Source organism: Caulobacter segnis, assembly GCF_031454995.1.
Taxonomy (GTDB): Bacteria; Pseudomonadota; Alphaproteobacteria; order Caulobacterales; family Caulobacteraceae; genus Caulobacter; species Caulobacter segnis_E.
The window spans coordinates 46933-63298 of record NZ_JAVDRV010000007.1 but is presented as its reverse complement, the minus strand read 5'-3'; the positions used below and the strand labels follow the sequence as shown (position 1 = coordinate 63298).

Annotated in this window: 15 protein-coding genes and 1 pseudogene; 11 read left to right on the top strand and 5 right to left on the bottom strand. The window is 68.3% G+C overall.

The window, feature by feature from the left end; all coding sequences use genetic code 11:
* The first annotated feature begins 205 nt into the window (after positions 1 to 205).
* From J2728_RS19135 to J2728_RS19125, 3 genes are read left to right on the top strand one after another with little or no spacing between them, the layout of a single operon-like run.
* Positions 206 to 961 (top strand): SDR family oxidoreductase, encoded by a 756-nt coding sequence (locus J2728_RS19135; protein ID WP_310001715.1) that lies wholly within the window; start codon positions 206 to 208, stop codon positions 959 to 961.
* Positions 962 to 975: 14 nt separating this feature from the next.
* Positions 976 to 1392, top strand: a complete 417-nt coding sequence (folB, locus tag J2728_RS19130; protein ID WP_310001714.1) for a dihydroneopterin aldolase — start codon at positions 976 to 978, stop codon at positions 1390 to 1392.
* 5 nt (positions 1393 to 1397) lie between these two features.
* Positions 1398 to 1946, top strand: a complete 549-nt coding sequence (locus J2728_RS19125; protein WP_310001712.1) for a hypothetical protein — start codon at positions 1398 to 1400, stop codon at positions 1944 to 1946.
* Between the two features lie 66 nt (positions 1947 to 2012).
* On the opposite strand, the gene J2728_RS19120 is transcribed toward J2728_RS19125, so the two are convergent.
* Positions 2013 to 2549, bottom strand: coding sequence for a fasciclin domain-containing protein (locus J2728_RS19120; RefSeq protein ID WP_310001710.1), 537 nt, complete (start codon positions 2547 to 2549; stop codon positions 2013 to 2015).
* Between the two features lie 227 nt (positions 2550 to 2776).
* On the opposite strand from J2728_RS19120, the gene J2728_RS19115 reads away from it, so the two are divergent.
* From J2728_RS19115 to ahpF, 4 genes are all read left to right on the top strand, one after another.
* Entirely contained in the window at positions 2777 to 3148 is a 372-nt protein-coding gene (locus J2728_RS19115; RefSeq protein WP_310001707.1) for a DUF4870 family protein, read from the top strand.
* Positions 3149 to 3150: 2 nt separating this feature from the next.
* Positions 3151 to 3549 (top strand): DUF4870 family protein, encoded by a 399-nt coding sequence (locus J2728_RS19110; RefSeq protein WP_310001704.1) that lies wholly within the window; start codon positions 3151 to 3153, stop codon positions 3547 to 3549.
* A 413-nt stretch (positions 3550 to 3962) separates the two neighbouring features.
* On the top strand, positions 3963 to 4526 hold the full coding sequence (ahpC, locus tag J2728_RS19105; RefSeq protein WP_310001703.1) for an alkyl hydroperoxide reductase subunit C: 564 nt from the start codon (positions 3963 to 3965) through the stop codon (positions 4524 to 4526).
* A 132-nt stretch (positions 4527 to 4658) separates the two neighbouring features.
* Entirely contained in the window at positions 4659 to 6242 is a 1584-nt protein-coding gene (ahpF, locus tag J2728_RS19100; protein ID WP_310001701.1) for an alkyl hydroperoxide reductase subunit F, read from the top strand.
* A gap of 74 nt (positions 6243 to 6316) precedes the next feature.
* On the opposite strand, the gene J2728_RS19095 is transcribed toward ahpF, so the two are convergent.
* Positions 6317 to 9037 (bottom strand): TonB-dependent receptor, encoded by a 2721-nt coding sequence (locus J2728_RS19095; RefSeq protein ID WP_404979804.1) that lies wholly within the window; start codon positions 9035 to 9037, stop codon positions 6317 to 6319.
* Positions 9038 to 9241: 204 nt separating this feature from the next.
* Here J2728_RS19095 and J2728_RS19090 point away from each other — a divergent pair.
* Positions 9242 to 10369, top strand: a pseudogene (locus J2728_RS19090) (phosphatidylinositol-specific phospholipase C1-like protein); the annotation flags it as partial.
* A gap of 904 nt (positions 10370 to 11273) precedes the next feature.
* Here J2728_RS19090 and J2728_RS19085 read toward each other — a convergent pair.
* From J2728_RS19085 to J2728_RS19080, 3 genes are all read right to left on the bottom strand, one after another.
* The gene (locus J2728_RS19085) at positions 11274 to 12365 is read right to left on the bottom strand and encodes a 3-deoxy-7-phosphoheptulonate synthase (RefSeq protein ID WP_310001700.1); all 1092 of its coding nucleotides are present in this window, start codon (positions 12363 to 12365) and stop codon (positions 11274 to 11276) included.
* A 100-nt stretch (positions 12366 to 12465) separates the two neighbouring features.
* Positions 12466 to 12549, bottom strand: a complete 84-nt coding sequence (locus tag J2728_RS22365) for a hypothetical protein (protein ID WP_106907040.1) — start codon at positions 12547 to 12549, stop codon at positions 12466 to 12468.
* A 261-nt stretch (positions 12550 to 12810) separates the two neighbouring features.
* Positions 12811 to 13701 carry a branched-chain amino acid aminotransferase gene (locus J2728_RS19080; protein WP_310001699.1) on the bottom strand — a complete coding sequence of 297 codons (891 nt, stop codon included), beginning with the start codon at positions 13699 to 13701 and terminating at the stop codon, positions 12811 to 12813.
* An 80-nt stretch (positions 13702 to 13781) separates the two neighbouring features.
* Here J2728_RS19080 and J2728_RS19075 point away from each other — a divergent pair, with 80 nt between their 5' ends.
* The 3 genes from J2728_RS19075 to J2728_RS19065 are packed head-to-tail and all read left to right on the top strand — an operon-like array spanning position 13782 to position 16354.
* Positions 13782 to 14288 (top strand): MarR family winged helix-turn-helix transcriptional regulator, encoded by a 507-nt coding sequence (locus J2728_RS19075; protein WP_310001698.1) that lies wholly within the window; start codon positions 13782 to 13784, stop codon positions 14286 to 14288.
* Positions 14289 to 14298: 10 nt separating this feature from the next.
* Positions 14299 to 15006, top strand: a complete 708-nt coding sequence (locus J2728_RS19070; RefSeq protein ID WP_310001696.1) for a response regulator — start codon at positions 14299 to 14301, stop codon at positions 15004 to 15006.
* 7 nt (positions 15007 to 15013) lie between these two features.
* The gene (locus J2728_RS19065; protein ID WP_310001695.1) at positions 15014 to 16354 is read left to right on the top strand and encodes an ATP-binding protein; all 1341 of its coding nucleotides are present in this window, start codon (positions 15014 to 15016) and stop codon (positions 16352 to 16354) included.
* Positions 16355 to 16366 lie beyond the last annotated feature (12 nt).

The following is a 16366-nucleotide window of genomic DNA, read 5'->3' as shown; positions in this document are numbered from 1 at the left end:
CCCGGGATGACACGGGAAAAGATCGCGGTGTTGGATACGCGGTCTCCCGTGCTTGCGGTCGGCGGCCTCGCCCTTTAAAGCCGAACCCCAACATCTTTCTCTCTCGGAGCCGCGCCATGCTCGCGATCCTCGTCATCGCCATCTTCCTCGGCGTCATCGTGACGTTGAACCTGGCCGAGTTCGGCCGCATCGACTGAGCCCGCCGATGAGCGCGCGCGGCGCGGCCCTGGTCACCGGCGCGGGGCGTCGGATCGGCCGGGCCCTGGCTCTTGAAGCCGCCCGCGCCGGCCACGACGTCGCCATCCACTGCCGCGCCTCGACCGAAGAGGCCGAGGAGACCGCCGCCGACGCGCGCGCGCTGGGCCGCCGCGCGGCCCTGGTCCGCGCCGACCTCGCCAACGAGAGCGAGACGGCCGGCCTGATCGCCCAGGCGACCGACGCGCTTGGGCCCGTCACCCTGCTGGTCAACAGCGCCTCGGCCTTCGAGGACGACCGCGTGGGCGACCTGTCCCGCCGGACCTGGGACCTCCACCTCGAAACCAACCTGCGCGCGCCGCTGGTGCTGGCCGAGGCCTTCGCCGCCGCCCTGCCGGCGGATCGGGCGGGCCTGGTGGTCAACATCATCGACCAGCGCGTCTGGCGGCCCAACCCGCAGTTCTTCAGCTACAGCCTCTCGAAGGCCGGCCTGTGGTGGGCGACCCAGACCCTCGCCCAGGCCCTGGCGCCGCGCATCCGGGTCAACGCCATCGGCCCCGGACCGGTGCTGCCGTCGGTCCACCAGGCGCCCGGCGAGTTCGAGGCGGAGGCCGCCGGCGTGCTGTTGCAACGCCGCGCCACGCCGGACGACGTCGCCGCGGCGCTGCGCTATCTCATTGACGCCACGTCGGTCACGGGCCAGATGATCGCCGTGGACGGCGGCCAGCACCTGGGCTGGAAGACGCCCGACATCGTCGCTCCGTAACCAGAGAGGCCGCCTTGGCCGCAGCTCCGCTCCCCGACACCGCTCCCGCCCAGGATCTCGCCCAGGACCTGGCGCGCGTGATCGTGACCAAGGTCTTCGTGCGCGGCCTGAAGGTCGAGGCCCAGATCGGCGTCTATGACCACGAGCATGGCCGCATGCAGCCGCTGGTCGTCGATGTCGAGCTGGACGTGGCCGCTAGCCACTGCGAGCGCCTGCCCGACACCGTGAACTACGAGATGGTCGGCGAGGCCGCCCGCGCCATCGTCGCCGAGGGCCATATCGATCTCGTCGAGACCTTCGCCGAGCGCCTGGCCCAGGCCTGCTTCACCGATCCCCGCGTCACCCGCGCCCGCGTGCGGGTCGAAAAGCCCCTCGCGCTCGCCCCGCACGCCGCCGCCGCCGGGGTCGAGATCACCGCCGTAAGAGCCTGAACCCCATGAGCATCCGCCACGGCGCCCGGCTCTCTCCCCTCCAGCCCGAGACGGTCTGGACGCTGGAGGCCGGGACCCTGGTGGAGACGCGCGGCAAGGCCGAGCGGCGCTTTCCACTGACCAGCCTGACCCGCTACCGCCTGGCCCTGGGCCAGGACGGACGCCGGCGCAGCCTGCTGCTGACCTTCGGCTGGCGGCGGATCGTCGTCGTCTCGCAGAGCTACCAGGGCCCGGGCCGGTTCGAGGACCGGCTGGCCAGCTTCTCGACCCTGGCCCGCGCCGTGGCCGCCGTCGGCGCCGACCTCTCGCCCAAGGCCCGCTTCGGCGTGGCGCGGATCGAAGCGCGGGCGGCCCTGACCGGCATGATCGCCCTGACGACGTTCGGGGCGGCGGCGACGCTGATGTTCTCGCTGAGCGTGGGCATGGCCGCCGTGGGCGTCGACATGACCGCGCGGATGGTCTTCGTCCTGTTGCTGCTCCTGGCCGCCCTGCCCTGGATCGGCGCCGGCCAAGCCTTCGACCCGCACGACCCGCCCGCCGACCTGCTGCCTTGAAAAGAAAACGCCCCGACCGTTAGGCCGGGGCGCGCGCAGGTAAGCGGAGGGAAAGAGACGTCTCGATCAGCGCGGCATCAGCACGCTGTCGATCACGTGGATCACGCCGTTGCTGGCTTCGACATCGGTGGCGGCGACGGTGCTCTTGCCGCCCTTCTCGTCGGTGATGACGACCTTGCCGCCCTCGACCGCCGCCTTGAACTGGCAGCCGCCGACCGTCTTGATCGTGTAGGCGCCGCCGTTGGCCGTGATGGCCGCCAGCAGGTCCTTGGCCACGACCTTCCCGGCCACGACGTGGCAGGTGAGGATCTTGGTCAGGGTCGCCTTGTTCTCCGGCTTGACCAGGGTCTCGACCGTGCCCGCGGGCAGCTTGCCGAAGGCGGCGTTGGTCGGGGCGAACACCGTGAACGGACCCGCGCCCGACAGGGTGTCGACGAGGCCGGCGGCCTTGACCGCCGTCACCAGCGTGGAGAAGTCCGCATTGCCGGCGGCGACGCCGACGATGTTAGGCTTGGCGCCGTGGTGATCGGCGAAAGCCGGGGTGGACACAGCCGTGGCGGCGAGCGCCAGCACCGCCAAGCGGCGCGGGATCGAACGCATCATCTTTGGAACCTTCCATCGAATTGGGGGGGATGGGTGGGGAGAAGTCGACGGCGCGCGGTCACCATGCGGTACGCCAGTCGCGCCCGAGCGGATGGCTTCAAAGAACATGACTTTTTTGTAATGTTTTCCGCGAAGGTGAAAACGGCGTCATGACGCCACCTTCATTTGCATCCCGCCCTCGTCGGCGCGATCGTTGAGCCAACGACGATATCCCTAGGCTCAAAACCGTGTCCGACCCCACTCTAGACCCCGCCGTCCCGCCTCGGCTGCAGGACGACAAGACCTTGCCCGGCATCGGCTACGCCCTGCTGATCGCGGGCCCGCCGACCGGCGGCCTGACCTGCGTGATCGCCGCGATCCTGGCCTATGTCAGCCGCAAGGACGCGCCCGAATGGCTGGCTAGCCACTACGAGTTCCAGATCCGGACCTTCTGGCTGGCCGTGCTGTTCGCCACGATCTCTGCCCTGCTGACCGTGATCGGTATCGGCGTGGTGCTGATGGTCGCGGTCGGCCTGTGGATCATCGTCCGCGGGATCATCGGCCTGTCCAATCTGTTTAAGAACCAACCCTATCCCACGCCCAAGAGCTGGATGCTGTAACCATGACCGACACCATCGTCACCCCGCGCGCCGACGAGGACAAGCTGCTGCCGGCCGTCGTCTACGGCCTGTACCTGCTGGGCTTCACCAACGGCCTGACCTTCATCGTCGGCCTGATCGTGGCCTATGTCAGCCGCGACGCCGCCGGCCCCGTGAACGCGACCCATTTCACCTTCGCCATCCGGAGCTTCTGGCTGTCGATCGCCGGCTTCCTGCTGGGCCTGGCGATCTTCCTGATCGGCATTCCGCTGAGCCTGGTGTTGATCGGTATTCCGATGCTGATGCTCGGCGGGGTCATCATGGGCGGGATCAGCCTGTGGTTCATCGCCCGCTGCATCGCCGGCATCTACTACCTGTCGCGCGGCGAGGCCTATCCTCGCCCCCAAAGCTGGCTGATTTAGAGGCGCCCGCTCGCTTAAGGCGCCCACCCGAAGGTCGTCCGCCCTGGCGAGACGGCCTGAGGGCGCCTCGCCTCTCGACCTCGACGCCCCGCTTCAATCACTTGCGCCCCTGGCGGATGTCCGCGTCTGGGGAGGCGCGGAGTTCGGCGCGACGGTCGGATCATCTGGGGGTGATCCGCGCGACATCGGGAAGGCGGCGGCGAGCCAGCTCGCCGAGGGGACGGACCGCCCTTCCCGTTACGGACCGTCCGCATACGGCATGTCCGCCGGCGCGGCGGCGGCGAGGTCCTCGCCGCCGCCCAGACCGCCGGGAGCGGGCCATAGACCCACTCTATTCCGTCCAGAAGATTTATCAATTTGCTCGATCATCAGCCGAGCCTTAAAGACTGCGCATCCTTTCAACGGAGCGCCCCATGTCGCTGATCAACACCGAGATCAAACCCTTCACCGCCCAGGCCTTCAAGGACGGCAAGTTCGTCACGGTCAGCGAAGCCGACGTGAAGGGCAAGTGGTCGATCTTCTTCTTCTACCCGGCCGACTTCACCTTCGTGTGCCCGACCGAGCTGGAAGACCTGGCCGACAACTACGACACGTTCCAGAAGCTGGGCGTTGAGATCTACTCGGTCTCGACCGACACGCACTTCTCGCACAAGGCCTGGCACGACAGCTCGCCGGCCATCGGCAAGATCAAGTACACCATGATCGGCGACCCGTCGGGCCTGGTGACCAACAACTTCGACATCATGCGTCCGGGCGTCGGCCTGGCCGACCGCGGCACCTTCCTGGTCGACCCGCAAGGCGTCATCCAGTTCATGGAAGTCACCGCCGAAGGCATCGGCCGCAACGCCGCCGAACTGCTCCGCAAGGTCAAGGCCGCCCAGTACGTGGCCTCGCACCCGGGCGAAGTCTGCCCGGCCAAGTGGGAAGAGGGTGAAAAGACCCTGGCCCCCTCGCTCGACCTCGTCGGCAAGATCTAAGACCTGAATACCGCGCCGCCACCCGTCGCAGGGCGGGCGGCGGCGCACCCTTCTCGATCGCTCGCCGCGTTCGATGCTCTCCCCGACAATCGAACGCCCCGTTTCACTCCCCAACCCACCAGGGAGCCCATCATGCTGGACGCCGGTCTGAAGACCCAGCTGACCACCTATCTGCAGAACCTGCGCCAGCCGATCGAACTGGTCGCGTCGCTGGACGACTCCGCCGGCTCGGCCGAGATGAAGGCGCTGCTGGAAGACATCGTCGCCACCTCGGACAAGGTCACCCTGAACCTGGCCGGCGACAACGAACGCAAGCCGTCGTTCGCCATCACGCGCGCCGCGGGCGATGCGGACGTCCGGTTCGCCGGCCTGCCGCTGGGCCACGAGTTCACCTCGCTGGTGCTCGCTTTGCTGCACGTCGGCGGCCACCCGCCGCGCCTCGACGACGAGGTGATCGAGCGCATCAAGAGCCTGGACGGCGACTACCGCTTCGAAACCTATTTCTCGCAGTCGTGCCAGAACTGCCCCGACGTGGTGCAGGCCCTGAACACGATGAGCGCCCTGAACCCGCGCATCCGCCACGTCGCCATCGACGGCGCCTTCTTCAAGGCCGAGGTCGAGGCACGCCAGGTGATGGCCGTCCCGACCATCCTGTTGAACGGCCAGCCGTTCGGCCAGGGCCGCATGGACGTCGAGCAGATCCTGGCCAAGCTGGACACCGGCGCGGCCGACCGCATGGCCGAGAAGATCAAGGCCAAGGACGCGTTCGAGGTGCTGGTCATCGGCGGCGGTCCCGCCGGCGCGGCCGCGGCGATCTACGCCGCCCGCAAGGGCATCCGCACCGGCGTCGCGGCCGAGCGCTTCGGCGGCCAGGTGCTGGACACCATGGACATCGAGAACTTCATCTCGGTCTCGCACACCGAAGGCCCCAAGCTGGCCTCGGCGCTGGAGCAGCACGTCAAGGACTACGAGGTCGACGTGATGAACCTGCAAAAGGCCGTGGGCCTGGTTCCGGCCAAGACCCCGGGCGGCCTGATCGAGATCAAGCTCGAGAACGGCGCCAGCCTGAAGTCCAAGAGCGTGATCCTGTCGACCGGCGCCCGCTGGCGGAACGTCAACGTGCCCGGCGAGGCCGAGTACAAGAACAAGGGCGTGGCCTACTGCCCGCACTGCGACGGCCCGCTGTTCAAGGGCAAGCGCGTGGCGGTGATCGGCGGCGGCAACAGCGGCGTCGAGGCGGCCATCGACCTGGCCGGCATCGTGGCGCACGTGACGCTGATCGAGTTCGACAGCCAGCTGCGCGCCGACGCCGTGCTGCAACGGAAACTGGCCAGCCTGCCGAACGTCAAGATCGTCACCTCGGCCATGACCACCGAGATCCACGGCGACGGCGCCCGGGTGAACGGCCTCTCCTACAAGGACCGCAACGGCGACGCCGTCCACCGCGTCGACCTGGAAGGCGTGTTCGTGCAGATCGGCCTGGTGCCCAACACCGAGTGGCTGAAGGACTCGGGCGTGGCCCTGACCCCGCGCGGCGAGATCGAGGTCGACTATCGCGGCGAGACGTCGATCCCCGGCGTGTTCGCCGCGGGCGACGCGACCACCGCGCCGTACAAGCAGATCATCATCGCCATGGGCGAAGGCGCCAAGGCCTCTCTCTCGGCGTTCGACTACCTGATCCGCCTGCCGGCGGAGGCCTCGCAGGTCGCGGCTTAAGACGGTCGAGAGCCCAACTAAAAAGCCGCCCGGGATCGCTCCCGGGCGGCTTCGTCGTCTCTAGTCTCCAGCGTCTAGAATTGGATGTTGGCCCCCACGAACACGGTGCGGCCGCTGGTGGTGAAGTTCCACAGGCGGCGGGCGCCGGTCTGGCCAAAGCCGTTGTTGAAGCTGTTGACCTGCTCCTCGCGCTCGTTGGTCAGGTTGATCGCGTCGAGCGACAAGCGGATGCTGGGCGTCAGCTGATAGAAGGCCGCCGCGTCGACATAGGTCGTGGCGTTGAACGCGCCGTTGTCGATCAGATAGTCCGAGCGGTAGTTGGCCGAGACGCGGCCGCCCCACTTGGCGGTCTCGTAGTACAGGGTGGCGTTGGCGTTGACGTCCGACAGGCCGAAGATATCGGTCTTTTGCGGCTTGCCGTTGACCAGGTTGGTCGTCGACGAGTCGATCAGGGTCAGGTTGGCCACCGCGCCCATGTGCTTGAGCACGCCCGGCAGGAAGAAGAAGTCGCTCTGGGCCGACAGCTCCAGACCCGTCAGCTTGGCCGAGGTGTTGTTCACCTGGCGGGTGTACTGGGCGACGATCGTCGAGCCCGTCACGCCCGGATAGAGGCCTTCGGCGAGGCCCGTGCTGGCGTAGGTGACGTTGGTCGTCGTCTGGCTGGAGACCAGGCCGTCGATGTCCTTGTGGAACACGCCGGCGGTCAGCATGCCGACGCTGCCGAAGTACCACTCGGCCGACAGGTCGAACTCGTTCGACTTGTAGGGATCCAGGTTCGGGTTGCCGGTCGACACCGTGACGGTCGAGCCGTCGACGCTGATCGAGCCGTTCATGGCGTAGGCGCCCAGGGCCGGACGGTTGATGTTCTTGGCGGCGGCCATGCGGATCTGGAACTGGTCGGAGACCTCCAGCACCGCGTTCAGGGCCGGCAGGACGCCCGAGTACTTCTTCTTGGCCTCGGTCGGGGTGTTGACGCCCTTGACCGACATGACGCCCGAGGACTTCAGTTCGGTCTCATAGGCGCGCAGACCGGTGTTGCCGCGCAGCGGACGGCCCAGGAACTCGGTCTTCCAGTCCAGCTGCAGGTAGCCGGCGTTGGTGTCTTCCTTGACCGCGTAGATGCCCTTGGGCGCCAGCAGCGTGCGGGTCACGCCGTACTTCGACAGCGCCTTGTCCCAGTCGACGATGATCCACGACTGATCATGGTGCTGGCTGAAGACCTTGGTGACGCCGTCGAGACGGTCGTCCAGCGTGCCCTTTTCCCAGGCCGTCTTGTTCACGTCGTCATTGGCCTGGGTGAAGCCCGAGTTCTCGAAGCCGCGATACGACACGCCGCCCTTCAGGACGAAGTCGTCGTTGAACGCGTAGGCGCCGTTCAGCTCGGCGTTGTTCAGCTCGGTGGTCTGGTAGGTGGCCGAGAAGTCGATCTCGTGGGCCCGGTAGTTGTTCGCGTCGGTGGTGTTCCACTTGTAGGTGTTCTTGCCGGTGTCGCCGCGATAGTCGGTGATCAGGCCGCCGAACGCCTCGGTGTAGAACTTGTCCGAGATCGGAATGTCGTAGTCGGACTTCTCGCGGCCGATGTGGCCGTCGATCGTCAGCTTGTCGGTGACCTTCCATTCGCCGGTCAGGACCAGTTGGTCGAAGGTGTTCTTGGTTTCCTGGCGACGCGTCTCGGTGGCGAAGACGGTGTTGTCGACGTCGGCGTAGACGATCGAATTGTACTTGTCGTACTCGATCGCGTTCAGCACCGGCGGCGCGCTGATCAGGTTGCCAGAGTGCGGCGTGGCCGCGCCCAGGATGGTCGAGCCGACGCTGGCGCGGGTGGCCAGGTGCAGCTCGGAGCGGTCGTTGGTGAACTTGCCGTGCAGGGCGTCGAGGGTCAGGGTGACGTTCTCGACCGGACGCCATTGCAGCGCGGCGGTCAGGCCCAGGCGCTCCTGGTCGGAATCCCAGACCGACAGGCGGTTGCCGCGCTGGAAGATCAGCTCGCCATTCGTGGCCTTGGCCGCGTCGGCGGGGCTCAGCTTGACCACGTTGGCCGCGACGGCCTTCTGGGTGCCCGCGCCATAGGTGTTGTAGCCCTGCTCCTCGGTCTTGCGCTTGGAGTAGGCGACCGAGAAGAGGGCGCCGAACTTGTCGTCCCAGTTCTTGCTGATCATCGCCGCGCCACGCGGCTGGAAGTCCTTGGTGGCGCTGTTGGTGCCGCCCTGCATCGACAGAGCCGCCTTGGTCCCGGAATAGTCGAACGGCTTGGCGGTGTAGAGGCCGACGGTGCCGGCCATGCCGCCTTCGTCCTGCTCGGCCGAGAACGACTTGCGCACATCGACCTTCGAGAACAGGTCCGAGGCGAAGATGTTGAAGTCGAACGCCCGGTCGCGCGAGGTCTGGCCGCGGCTGTCCATCGGCGAGTCGACGTTGCCTAGCACTTCCATGCCGTTCAGCTGGACGCGGGTGAAGTCGGGGCCAAGGCCCCGCAGGCTGACGCGACGGCCTTCGCCGCCTTCGCGGTTGATGGCCACGCCTGGCAGGCGCTGCAGCGACTCGGCCAGGTTCAGGTCCGGGAACTTGGCCATGTCCTCGGCGACGATCACGTCGGTGACGATGGCGCTGGAGCGCTTGGCTTCGCGAGCGGCGCCCAGCGACTTGCGGAAGCCGGTGACGACGACGGCGTCGACCGAGTCGGCCGGCTCGGCGGCGGGCGCGGGGTCTTCGACCCGGGCGAAGGCGGCCGGCGCGAACGCGGCCATGACGAGCTGAGCCGCGCCCGCCAGGAGCGCGATCTTGGTGCGAGACATTGGTAAGATCCCCAAACTTTTTCCGCCGGGAGAGGGCCGCCACGATTTGGGCGCCGACGGCTAATCGCGGCGTTAGGTGGTCTCGATGACGGGAGCGTCTCGGTTTTTTTAAAGCTTGATGACGGCCCCGCGATTTCTAGCCGAGCGCGACGTCAAACCGTCATCTGCTAGCGGTATGGCGACGCTCTATTTCGGAGTTCTCTCATGTTGCCCCTGCTCGCCGCCCTGGCCGTCGTCGCCGCCCCCTGCCCCGCCGCCGACGAGAGCCCTCCGTGCGTGCGCCAGCGGATGGACGCCCTGTCGATGAACGACCTGATGGCCGTGGGCACGCACAACTCCTACAAGCTGGCCATTCCCCCCGAGGAGATGGCCGTTCTGGTCGCCGCGCGTCCTCAGGCGCTGGGCATCGACTACAGCCATCGCCCCCTGGCCGAGCAGCTGAACGCCGGCGCGCGCCAGTTGGAGTTGGATGTCGTGGCCGATCCCGAGGGCGGCCGCTACGCCAAGCCCCTGACGGTCTTCGGACGCGGAACGGTCCTGAGCCCCGAGGCGACGGCCGCCCTGGCCAAGCCGGGCTTCAAGACCATCCACATGCCCGACATCGATTTTCGCGTGTCGTGCGTGACCTTCGTCGCGTGCCTGAAGGAGGTCCGCGCCTGGTCGGACGCCCACCGCGACCACGCGCCGATCCTGATCATGCTGAACGCCAAGGAAGGCGAGGCCACCGTGCCGGGCGGCGTCAAGCCGCTGGCCTTCACCGAGCCGTTGTTCGACGCGCTGGACGCCGAAATCCGCTCGGTGTTCGGCGACGATCGCCTGATCACGCCCGACCAGGTCCAGGGCAAGGCCAAGACCCTGCGCGAGGGCGTGCTGGCGGGCGCCAAGGCGGGGGGAGGCTGGCCCAAGATCGGCCAGGCCCGCGGCAAGGTCTTCTTCGCCTTGGATGAAGACCCCGCCAAGGTCGCGATCTATCGCGGCAAGCGGGCCTCGCTGGAAGGCCGGGCGATGTTCGTCAACACCGACGAGGCCTCACCGGCCGCCGCCTATCTGACGCTTAACGATCCGATCGCCGAGAAGGACCGCATCGCGGCGGCCGTGAAGGCCGGCTTCATCGTCCGCACCCGCGCCGACGCCGACACCCAGGAGGCGCGCCGCGACGACGCCTCGCGCCGCACCGCCGCCTTCACCAGCGGCGCCCAGTACGTCTCGACCGACTACATGTGGCCCGACCCGCGCTTCCCCGGCGGCTACACCGCCCGGCTGACCGGCGGCGACGTCGCGGTCTGCAATCCCGTGCGCCAGCCCAAGGCCTGCGACAACCTCGCCATCGAGGCCCTGCCCGGCGCGCCGATGCGCGGCTACATGGCGCCCGAGGCGCGTCCGGACCTGACCAAGATCCTGGCCGCCCCGCCCCAGCCCGGCTCGCCCCGCGCCATCGCCGACGCCGCCATCTTCGACCAGAGCCGCGCGATCAAGGACAAGGACCCGGCGCGCTGGGCCGAGGCCACGGCGGACGTCAAGGGAACCGCCTTCGAACACTTCGAGAAGGCCCTGGGCGTCAAGCTGACGCCCCAGAACGCCCCGATCCTGTCGGCCCTGCTGGAGCGCGCCGGCGACGACCGCTCGCCGGTCAGTGTCGCCAAGTCCTTCTGGGGGACCAAGCGGCCCTATGTCGGCAAGGACGCCGCGCCCGTCTGCGAGCCCAAGCGCCCCGACCTTACCGCCAATCCCGACTATCCGTCCGGCCACTCGGCCTTCGGCGGTCACGTGGCGATGATCCTGGCCGAGGTCGTCCCTTCGCGCGCCGACGCCCTCTATGCGCGCGGCCGCGACTACGCCGACAGCCGCTGGATCTGCGGCAGCCACACGCTCAGCGCCACCGAGGCCGGCCTCCAGTCGGGCGAGGTGATCTACGCCGCCCAGCACCGCTCCGAGACCTTCCTGCGCGACATCGCCATGGCCCGCGCCGAGGTCGCGGCGGTGATGGCGAGCCAGGGGAAGTAGGGACCGGCGCCGCCTATACCCCACTTTTCGTCAACATCCCCGCCTTCCTAGGCCTTGTGCCTAGGACCCAGCGTTCCGGAATCGCTGAACTCGTCGATGCGCGACCACACAGGTGGAGCCTCTTTGGCAAGGCCTCGCCTGGCACCGCCTTGGGTCCTAGGCACAAGGCCTAGGAAGGCGGGGGCTATTCGCGGCTTATGGCCCTAACTCCCGCCTCCTTGATCTTACCCTACTACCCCCGCGCCGCGCGTCCGGCCTTCACCGCCGCCGCCAGGTCGTCGAGCATCCGGACCGAGGTCTCCCAATCGACGCAGGCGTCGGTGACCGACTGGCCGTAGGTCAGGGGCTGGCCTGGGACGATGTCCTGGCGGCCGGCGACCAGATGGCTCTCGATCATCACGCCCATGATCGGCGAGGCGCCCGTCGCCACCTGGGCGCAAACGTCGGCGACCACCGCCGGCTGGTTCTCGTGGTTCTTGCCGCTGTTGGCGTGGCTGACATCGACCATGATCCGCTCGGGCAGGCCGGCTTTCTTGAGGACCTCGGCGGCGGCCGCGACGCTGGCGGCGTCGTAGTTCGGCGTCTTGCCGCCGCGCAGCACCAGATGGCAGTCGCCGTTGCCGGTCGTCGTGGCGATGGCGGCGCGGCCTTCCTTGGTCACGGCCAGGAAATGGTGCGGCTGGCTGGCGGCCATGACGGCGTCGACCGCGACCTTCACATCGCCGTTGGTGCCGTTCTTGAAGCCGACCGGGCAGGAGAGGCCCGAGGCCATCTCGCGGTGGATCTGGCTCTCGGTCGTGCGCGCGCCGATCGCGCCCCAGGCCACGAGGTCGGCGATGTACTGCGGGGTGGTCACGTCCAGGAACTCGCAGGCGGCCGGCAGGCCCTGGGCGCTAACGTCCAGCAGCACGCGGCGCGCCAGGCGCAGGCCCTCGTTGATGCGGAAGCCGCCATCCAGGTCCGGGTCGTTGATCAGGCCCTTCCAGCCGACCGTGGTGCGCGGCTTTTCGAAATAGACCCGCATGATGATCTCCAGCTCGCCGGCATGACGCTCGCGCTCGGCGGCCAGGCGCTGGGCGTATTCGAGGGCGGCCTTGGGGTCGTGGATCGAGCACGGCCCGATCACCACCGCCAGGCGGTCGTCGCGCCCTTGAAGGATCTCGTGGACCGCGCGGCGACCGGCGCCGACGACCTCGGCCACCGACGAGGTGGCGGGCGCCTCACCGATCACCTGGGCGGGCGGGCTGAGGGTCTGGAGTTTCTCGATCCGCAGGTCGTCGGTCGGGACGGGCAGCGAGACGATATGGGCGGTGGAGGACGGCATGGATGGCTCCGGAAGATGTCTGGGAGGTCCGGCGGCCATCAAAAAAGCCGCCCGGGGATCCCCTGGCGGCTGGTGAAGGTGTTCTTAGGTGGCCCTGATCTCAGGCCGAACGAAACCCTCCCGGCGCCAGAGGCGTCGGATAGCTAAAATACCAAAACAGCGTGTGGCTGGCGGCGAGGGTCATCGAAGGAAAGGTAAGGCGAAGTTGGCTGGGAGTCACCCCCGGATTTCTGGGGGTGACAATAGAGGCCCAAAACACGTGTCATCCCGGAAGCCTCGCAGAGGCTATCCGGGACCCAGGGGCGGCGCGCACGGCGTTCAATCCCCCCTGGGTCCCGGCTCTACGCGCGATGCGCTCCGGCCGGGATGACACGGATGTGTGCATGAAAAACGCCGCCCGGATCGCTCCGGGCGGCGTCATGTCTTTTAGCGAAGAGACGAGACCTTACGCCTCGGCCATCGCCTGGCCGCGCACCAGGGCGGCGTAGGTGTCCATCAGGTCCAGGGACAGCTTGCCCGGCGTGAACTTGAACTCGCCCACTTCCGAGACCGGGGTCACCTCGGCGGCGGTGCCGACGATGAAGCACTCGGTGAAGCCGGCGAGCTCTTCCTTCTGGATGTGGCGCTCGACCACCTCGATCCCCTTGTCCTTGGCGATGGCGATCACCGTGCGACGGGTGATGCCGTCCAGGAAGCAGTCGGGCTTGGGGGTGTGCAGCACGCCGTCCTTGACGAAGAAGACGTTGGCGCCGGTCGCCTCGGCGACATAGCCGCGATAGTCCAGCATCATCGCGTCGGCGTAGCCGTCCTTCTCGGCGGCGTGCTTGGAGATGGTGCAGATCATGTAGAGGCCGGCGGCCTTGGCCGCGACCGGGGCGGTCTTCGGGTCCGGGCGCTGGTACTTGGCCCAGGTCAGGCGGATGCCCTTGGCCTTGGTGGCGGGGTCGAAATACGAGGGCCATTCCCAGACGGCGATGGCCACGTGGATCTTGGTCTGTTGGGCCGAAACGCCGATCATCTCGCTGCCGCGCCAGGCGATCGGACGGACATAGCAGTCCTTGAGGCCATTCTTCGCGGCCGTCGCCTTGCAGGCCTCGTCGATCTCGGCCACCGTGTAGGGGATCTTGAAGTCGAGGATCTCGGCCGACTTGAAGAGGCGCTCGGTATGCTCGGTCAGCTTGAAAATCTCGCCGCCGTACATCCGCTCGCCCTCGAAGACGGACGAGGCGTAGTGCAGGCCGTGGGTCAGGACGTGCACCTTCGCGTCCCGCCAGGGTACGAACTGGCCGTCCAGCCAGATCCAACCATCACGATCGTCGAAGGGAACCAGAGACATCGGCCCAAGACCTCCTTATGGAAAACCCGGCCCTTAGACGCCCCGAGGGTGGACGCGTCAAATAAAATGGACTCCGCGCGATGATAGCCCCGCTGCAGCCCAGTTCGGACGATCCCCGTCTGATCCTTCGCGAGGAGGAGCTGGACGGCGGGCTGGAATTGATCCTGCTGGCCGAGGCCTCGCTGTGGGCCGCCGTGGACGCCGCGCTGGAGAGCGAGAGCGTGGGCCTGGGCCGTTCGCACTGGCGCGCGGCCTTCCTGCTGCGCCGCCGGCCGGGGATCGGGGTGCAAGACCTTTCCAAGCTGACCAGCCTATCGAAACAGGCCGCCAGCCGCACCCTCTCGGACCTCCAGAAAGCGGGCCTGGTCGAGCGCGGCGCGGGCGAGCTGGACGGCCGCCGGCGGCCCGCCACCCTGACGCCCGAAGGCGTGGCGTTCGAACAGCGCACGGCCGAGCGCCTGCGCGCCCTGCTCGCGCGGGCCTACCGCACGGGCGGCCTGGATGGCGTGGCCGGCGCCCGGCGGATCCTGGCGGCGCTGGCCGGACCCCGCCAGGGTGTGGGCGCGCCTCGGCGCCAGAACGTGTGAGGCCAGCGCCATGACCCCGGACGAGCGCCGCGAGCGCCACCTGCTGGTCGTCGACGACGACGACCGCCTGCGCAAGCTGATCAAGGAATTCCTGGGCCGCGCCGGCTTCCGCGTGACCGCCGCCTCCAGCGCGGCGGGCGCCGACAAGCTGTTCGAGGCGCTGGACTTCGACCTGATGGTGCTGGACGTGATGATGCCAGGCGAGGACGGCATGGCCTTCACCAAGCGGCTACGCGCCAAGGGCGGCGAGGCCGGTCGCACGCCCATCCTGATGCTGACCGCCCGCGACCAGACCGCCGACAGGATCGAGGGCCTGTCCAACGGCGTCGACGACTATCTGGGCAAGCCGTTCGAGCCGCAGGAGCTGTTGCTGCGCATCGAGGCCATCCTGCGCCGCTCGTCGGCGCGGCCGGTGGGAACGCGGAGCGCCGCCCTGAACCTGGGACGCTGCACGTTCGAGCCAGAGCGGGGCGAGCTCGTTTGCGACGGCGAGGTGATCCGCCTGACCGAGGCGGAGGTGACGCTGATGCGCCGCCTGGCCCGCTCGGCCCACGAGCCGGTGGACCGGCTGGAGCTGGCGCGCGACACCGCCGACGCCACCGGCCGGGCCGTCGACGTCCAGGTCACCCGCCTGCGCCGCAAGATCGAGCCCGATCCGAAAAACCCGCGCTATCTGCAGACCGTGCGCGGGATCGGGTATCGGCTGGCGCCGGATTGATCCCGCGGTGCCTCTTTCCACCCGCCTCCACATCCCGCCCGCGCTGAAACGCCTGCTGCCGACCTCGCTGTTCGGGCGCAGCCTGCTGATCATCATCCTGCCGGTGGCGGTGATGCAGATCGCCGTGACCTGGGCGTTCTTCGACGCCCACTGGCAGTCAGTGACCAGCAAGCTGTCCGAGGGGTTGGCCGGCGACATCGCCTGGGCCGTGCAGTCCTACGAGGACGACCCCAGCCCCACCGCCGTCGAGAAGCTGGCCAAGCGGGCCGAGGACTCCATGTCCCTGTCGATCGCCTTCCAGAAAGGCCGCAAGCTGCCGACCAGCCGCCGGCCATCGCTGTTCGCGGCGCTGGACCGCTCGCTGCAGCAGGCCCTGGACGACCGGCTCGACAACCCGTTCTGGTTCGATACCACCCGCTACACGGCCTATATCGACATCCGCGTGCAGGTGAAGGACGGCGTCCTGCAGATCTACGCCCTGCGCGATAGGGCCTACGCCACGCAAGGCCACATCTTCATCCTGTGGATGGTGGTGGCGACCATGCTGCTGACGGCGATCGCCATCCTGTTCATCCGTAACCAGGTGCGGGCCATCGAGCGCTTGGCCGACGCCGCCGACGCCTTCGGCCGGGGCGAGGAGCACGACTTCAAGCCGCACGGCGCGCGCGAGGTGCGCAAGGCCGCCCGCGCCTTCCTGGCCATGAAGGCCCGCATCGTCCGCCACATCGAGCAGCGCACGGCCCTCTTGGCCAGCGTCAGCCACGACCTGCGCACGCCGCTGACGCGCCTGAAGCTTGAGATGGCCATGGCCGAGCCCTGCGAGCAGCTGGAGGCGATGAAGGGCGACCTGGCCGAGATGGAGCACATGATCGACGAGTACCTGGCCTTCGCCCGCGGCGAGGGCGGCGAGGACGCGCGGGTGGTTGATCTGTCGGACCTGATCGAGGGCGTGGTCGCCGACGCGGGGCGCGGCGGGGCGGCCGTCGAGACCGAGATCACGCCGGGACTGGAGGCGCGGGTGCGACCGCTGGCCTTCCGCCGCGCGCTGGCCAACCTGGTCGACAACGGCGTCGCCCACGCCGACCACGTCAAGGTCACCGCCACGGCGCGCCACACCGGCGGGGTCGAGATCGCCGTCGACGACGACGGCCCCGGCATTCCCGAGGACCGCTACGAGGAGGCGTTCAAGCCCTTCTCGCGCCTCGACGAGAGCCGGAACCAGAACGAGAAGGGCGTCGGCCTGGGCCTCGCCATCGCCCGCGACATGGCGCGCGGCCTGGGCGGGGACTTGGTGCTGTCGCGCTCGGCGATGGGGGGACTGCGGGCGCTGATCCGGCTACCGGGGTAGCTGGGCTCCAAA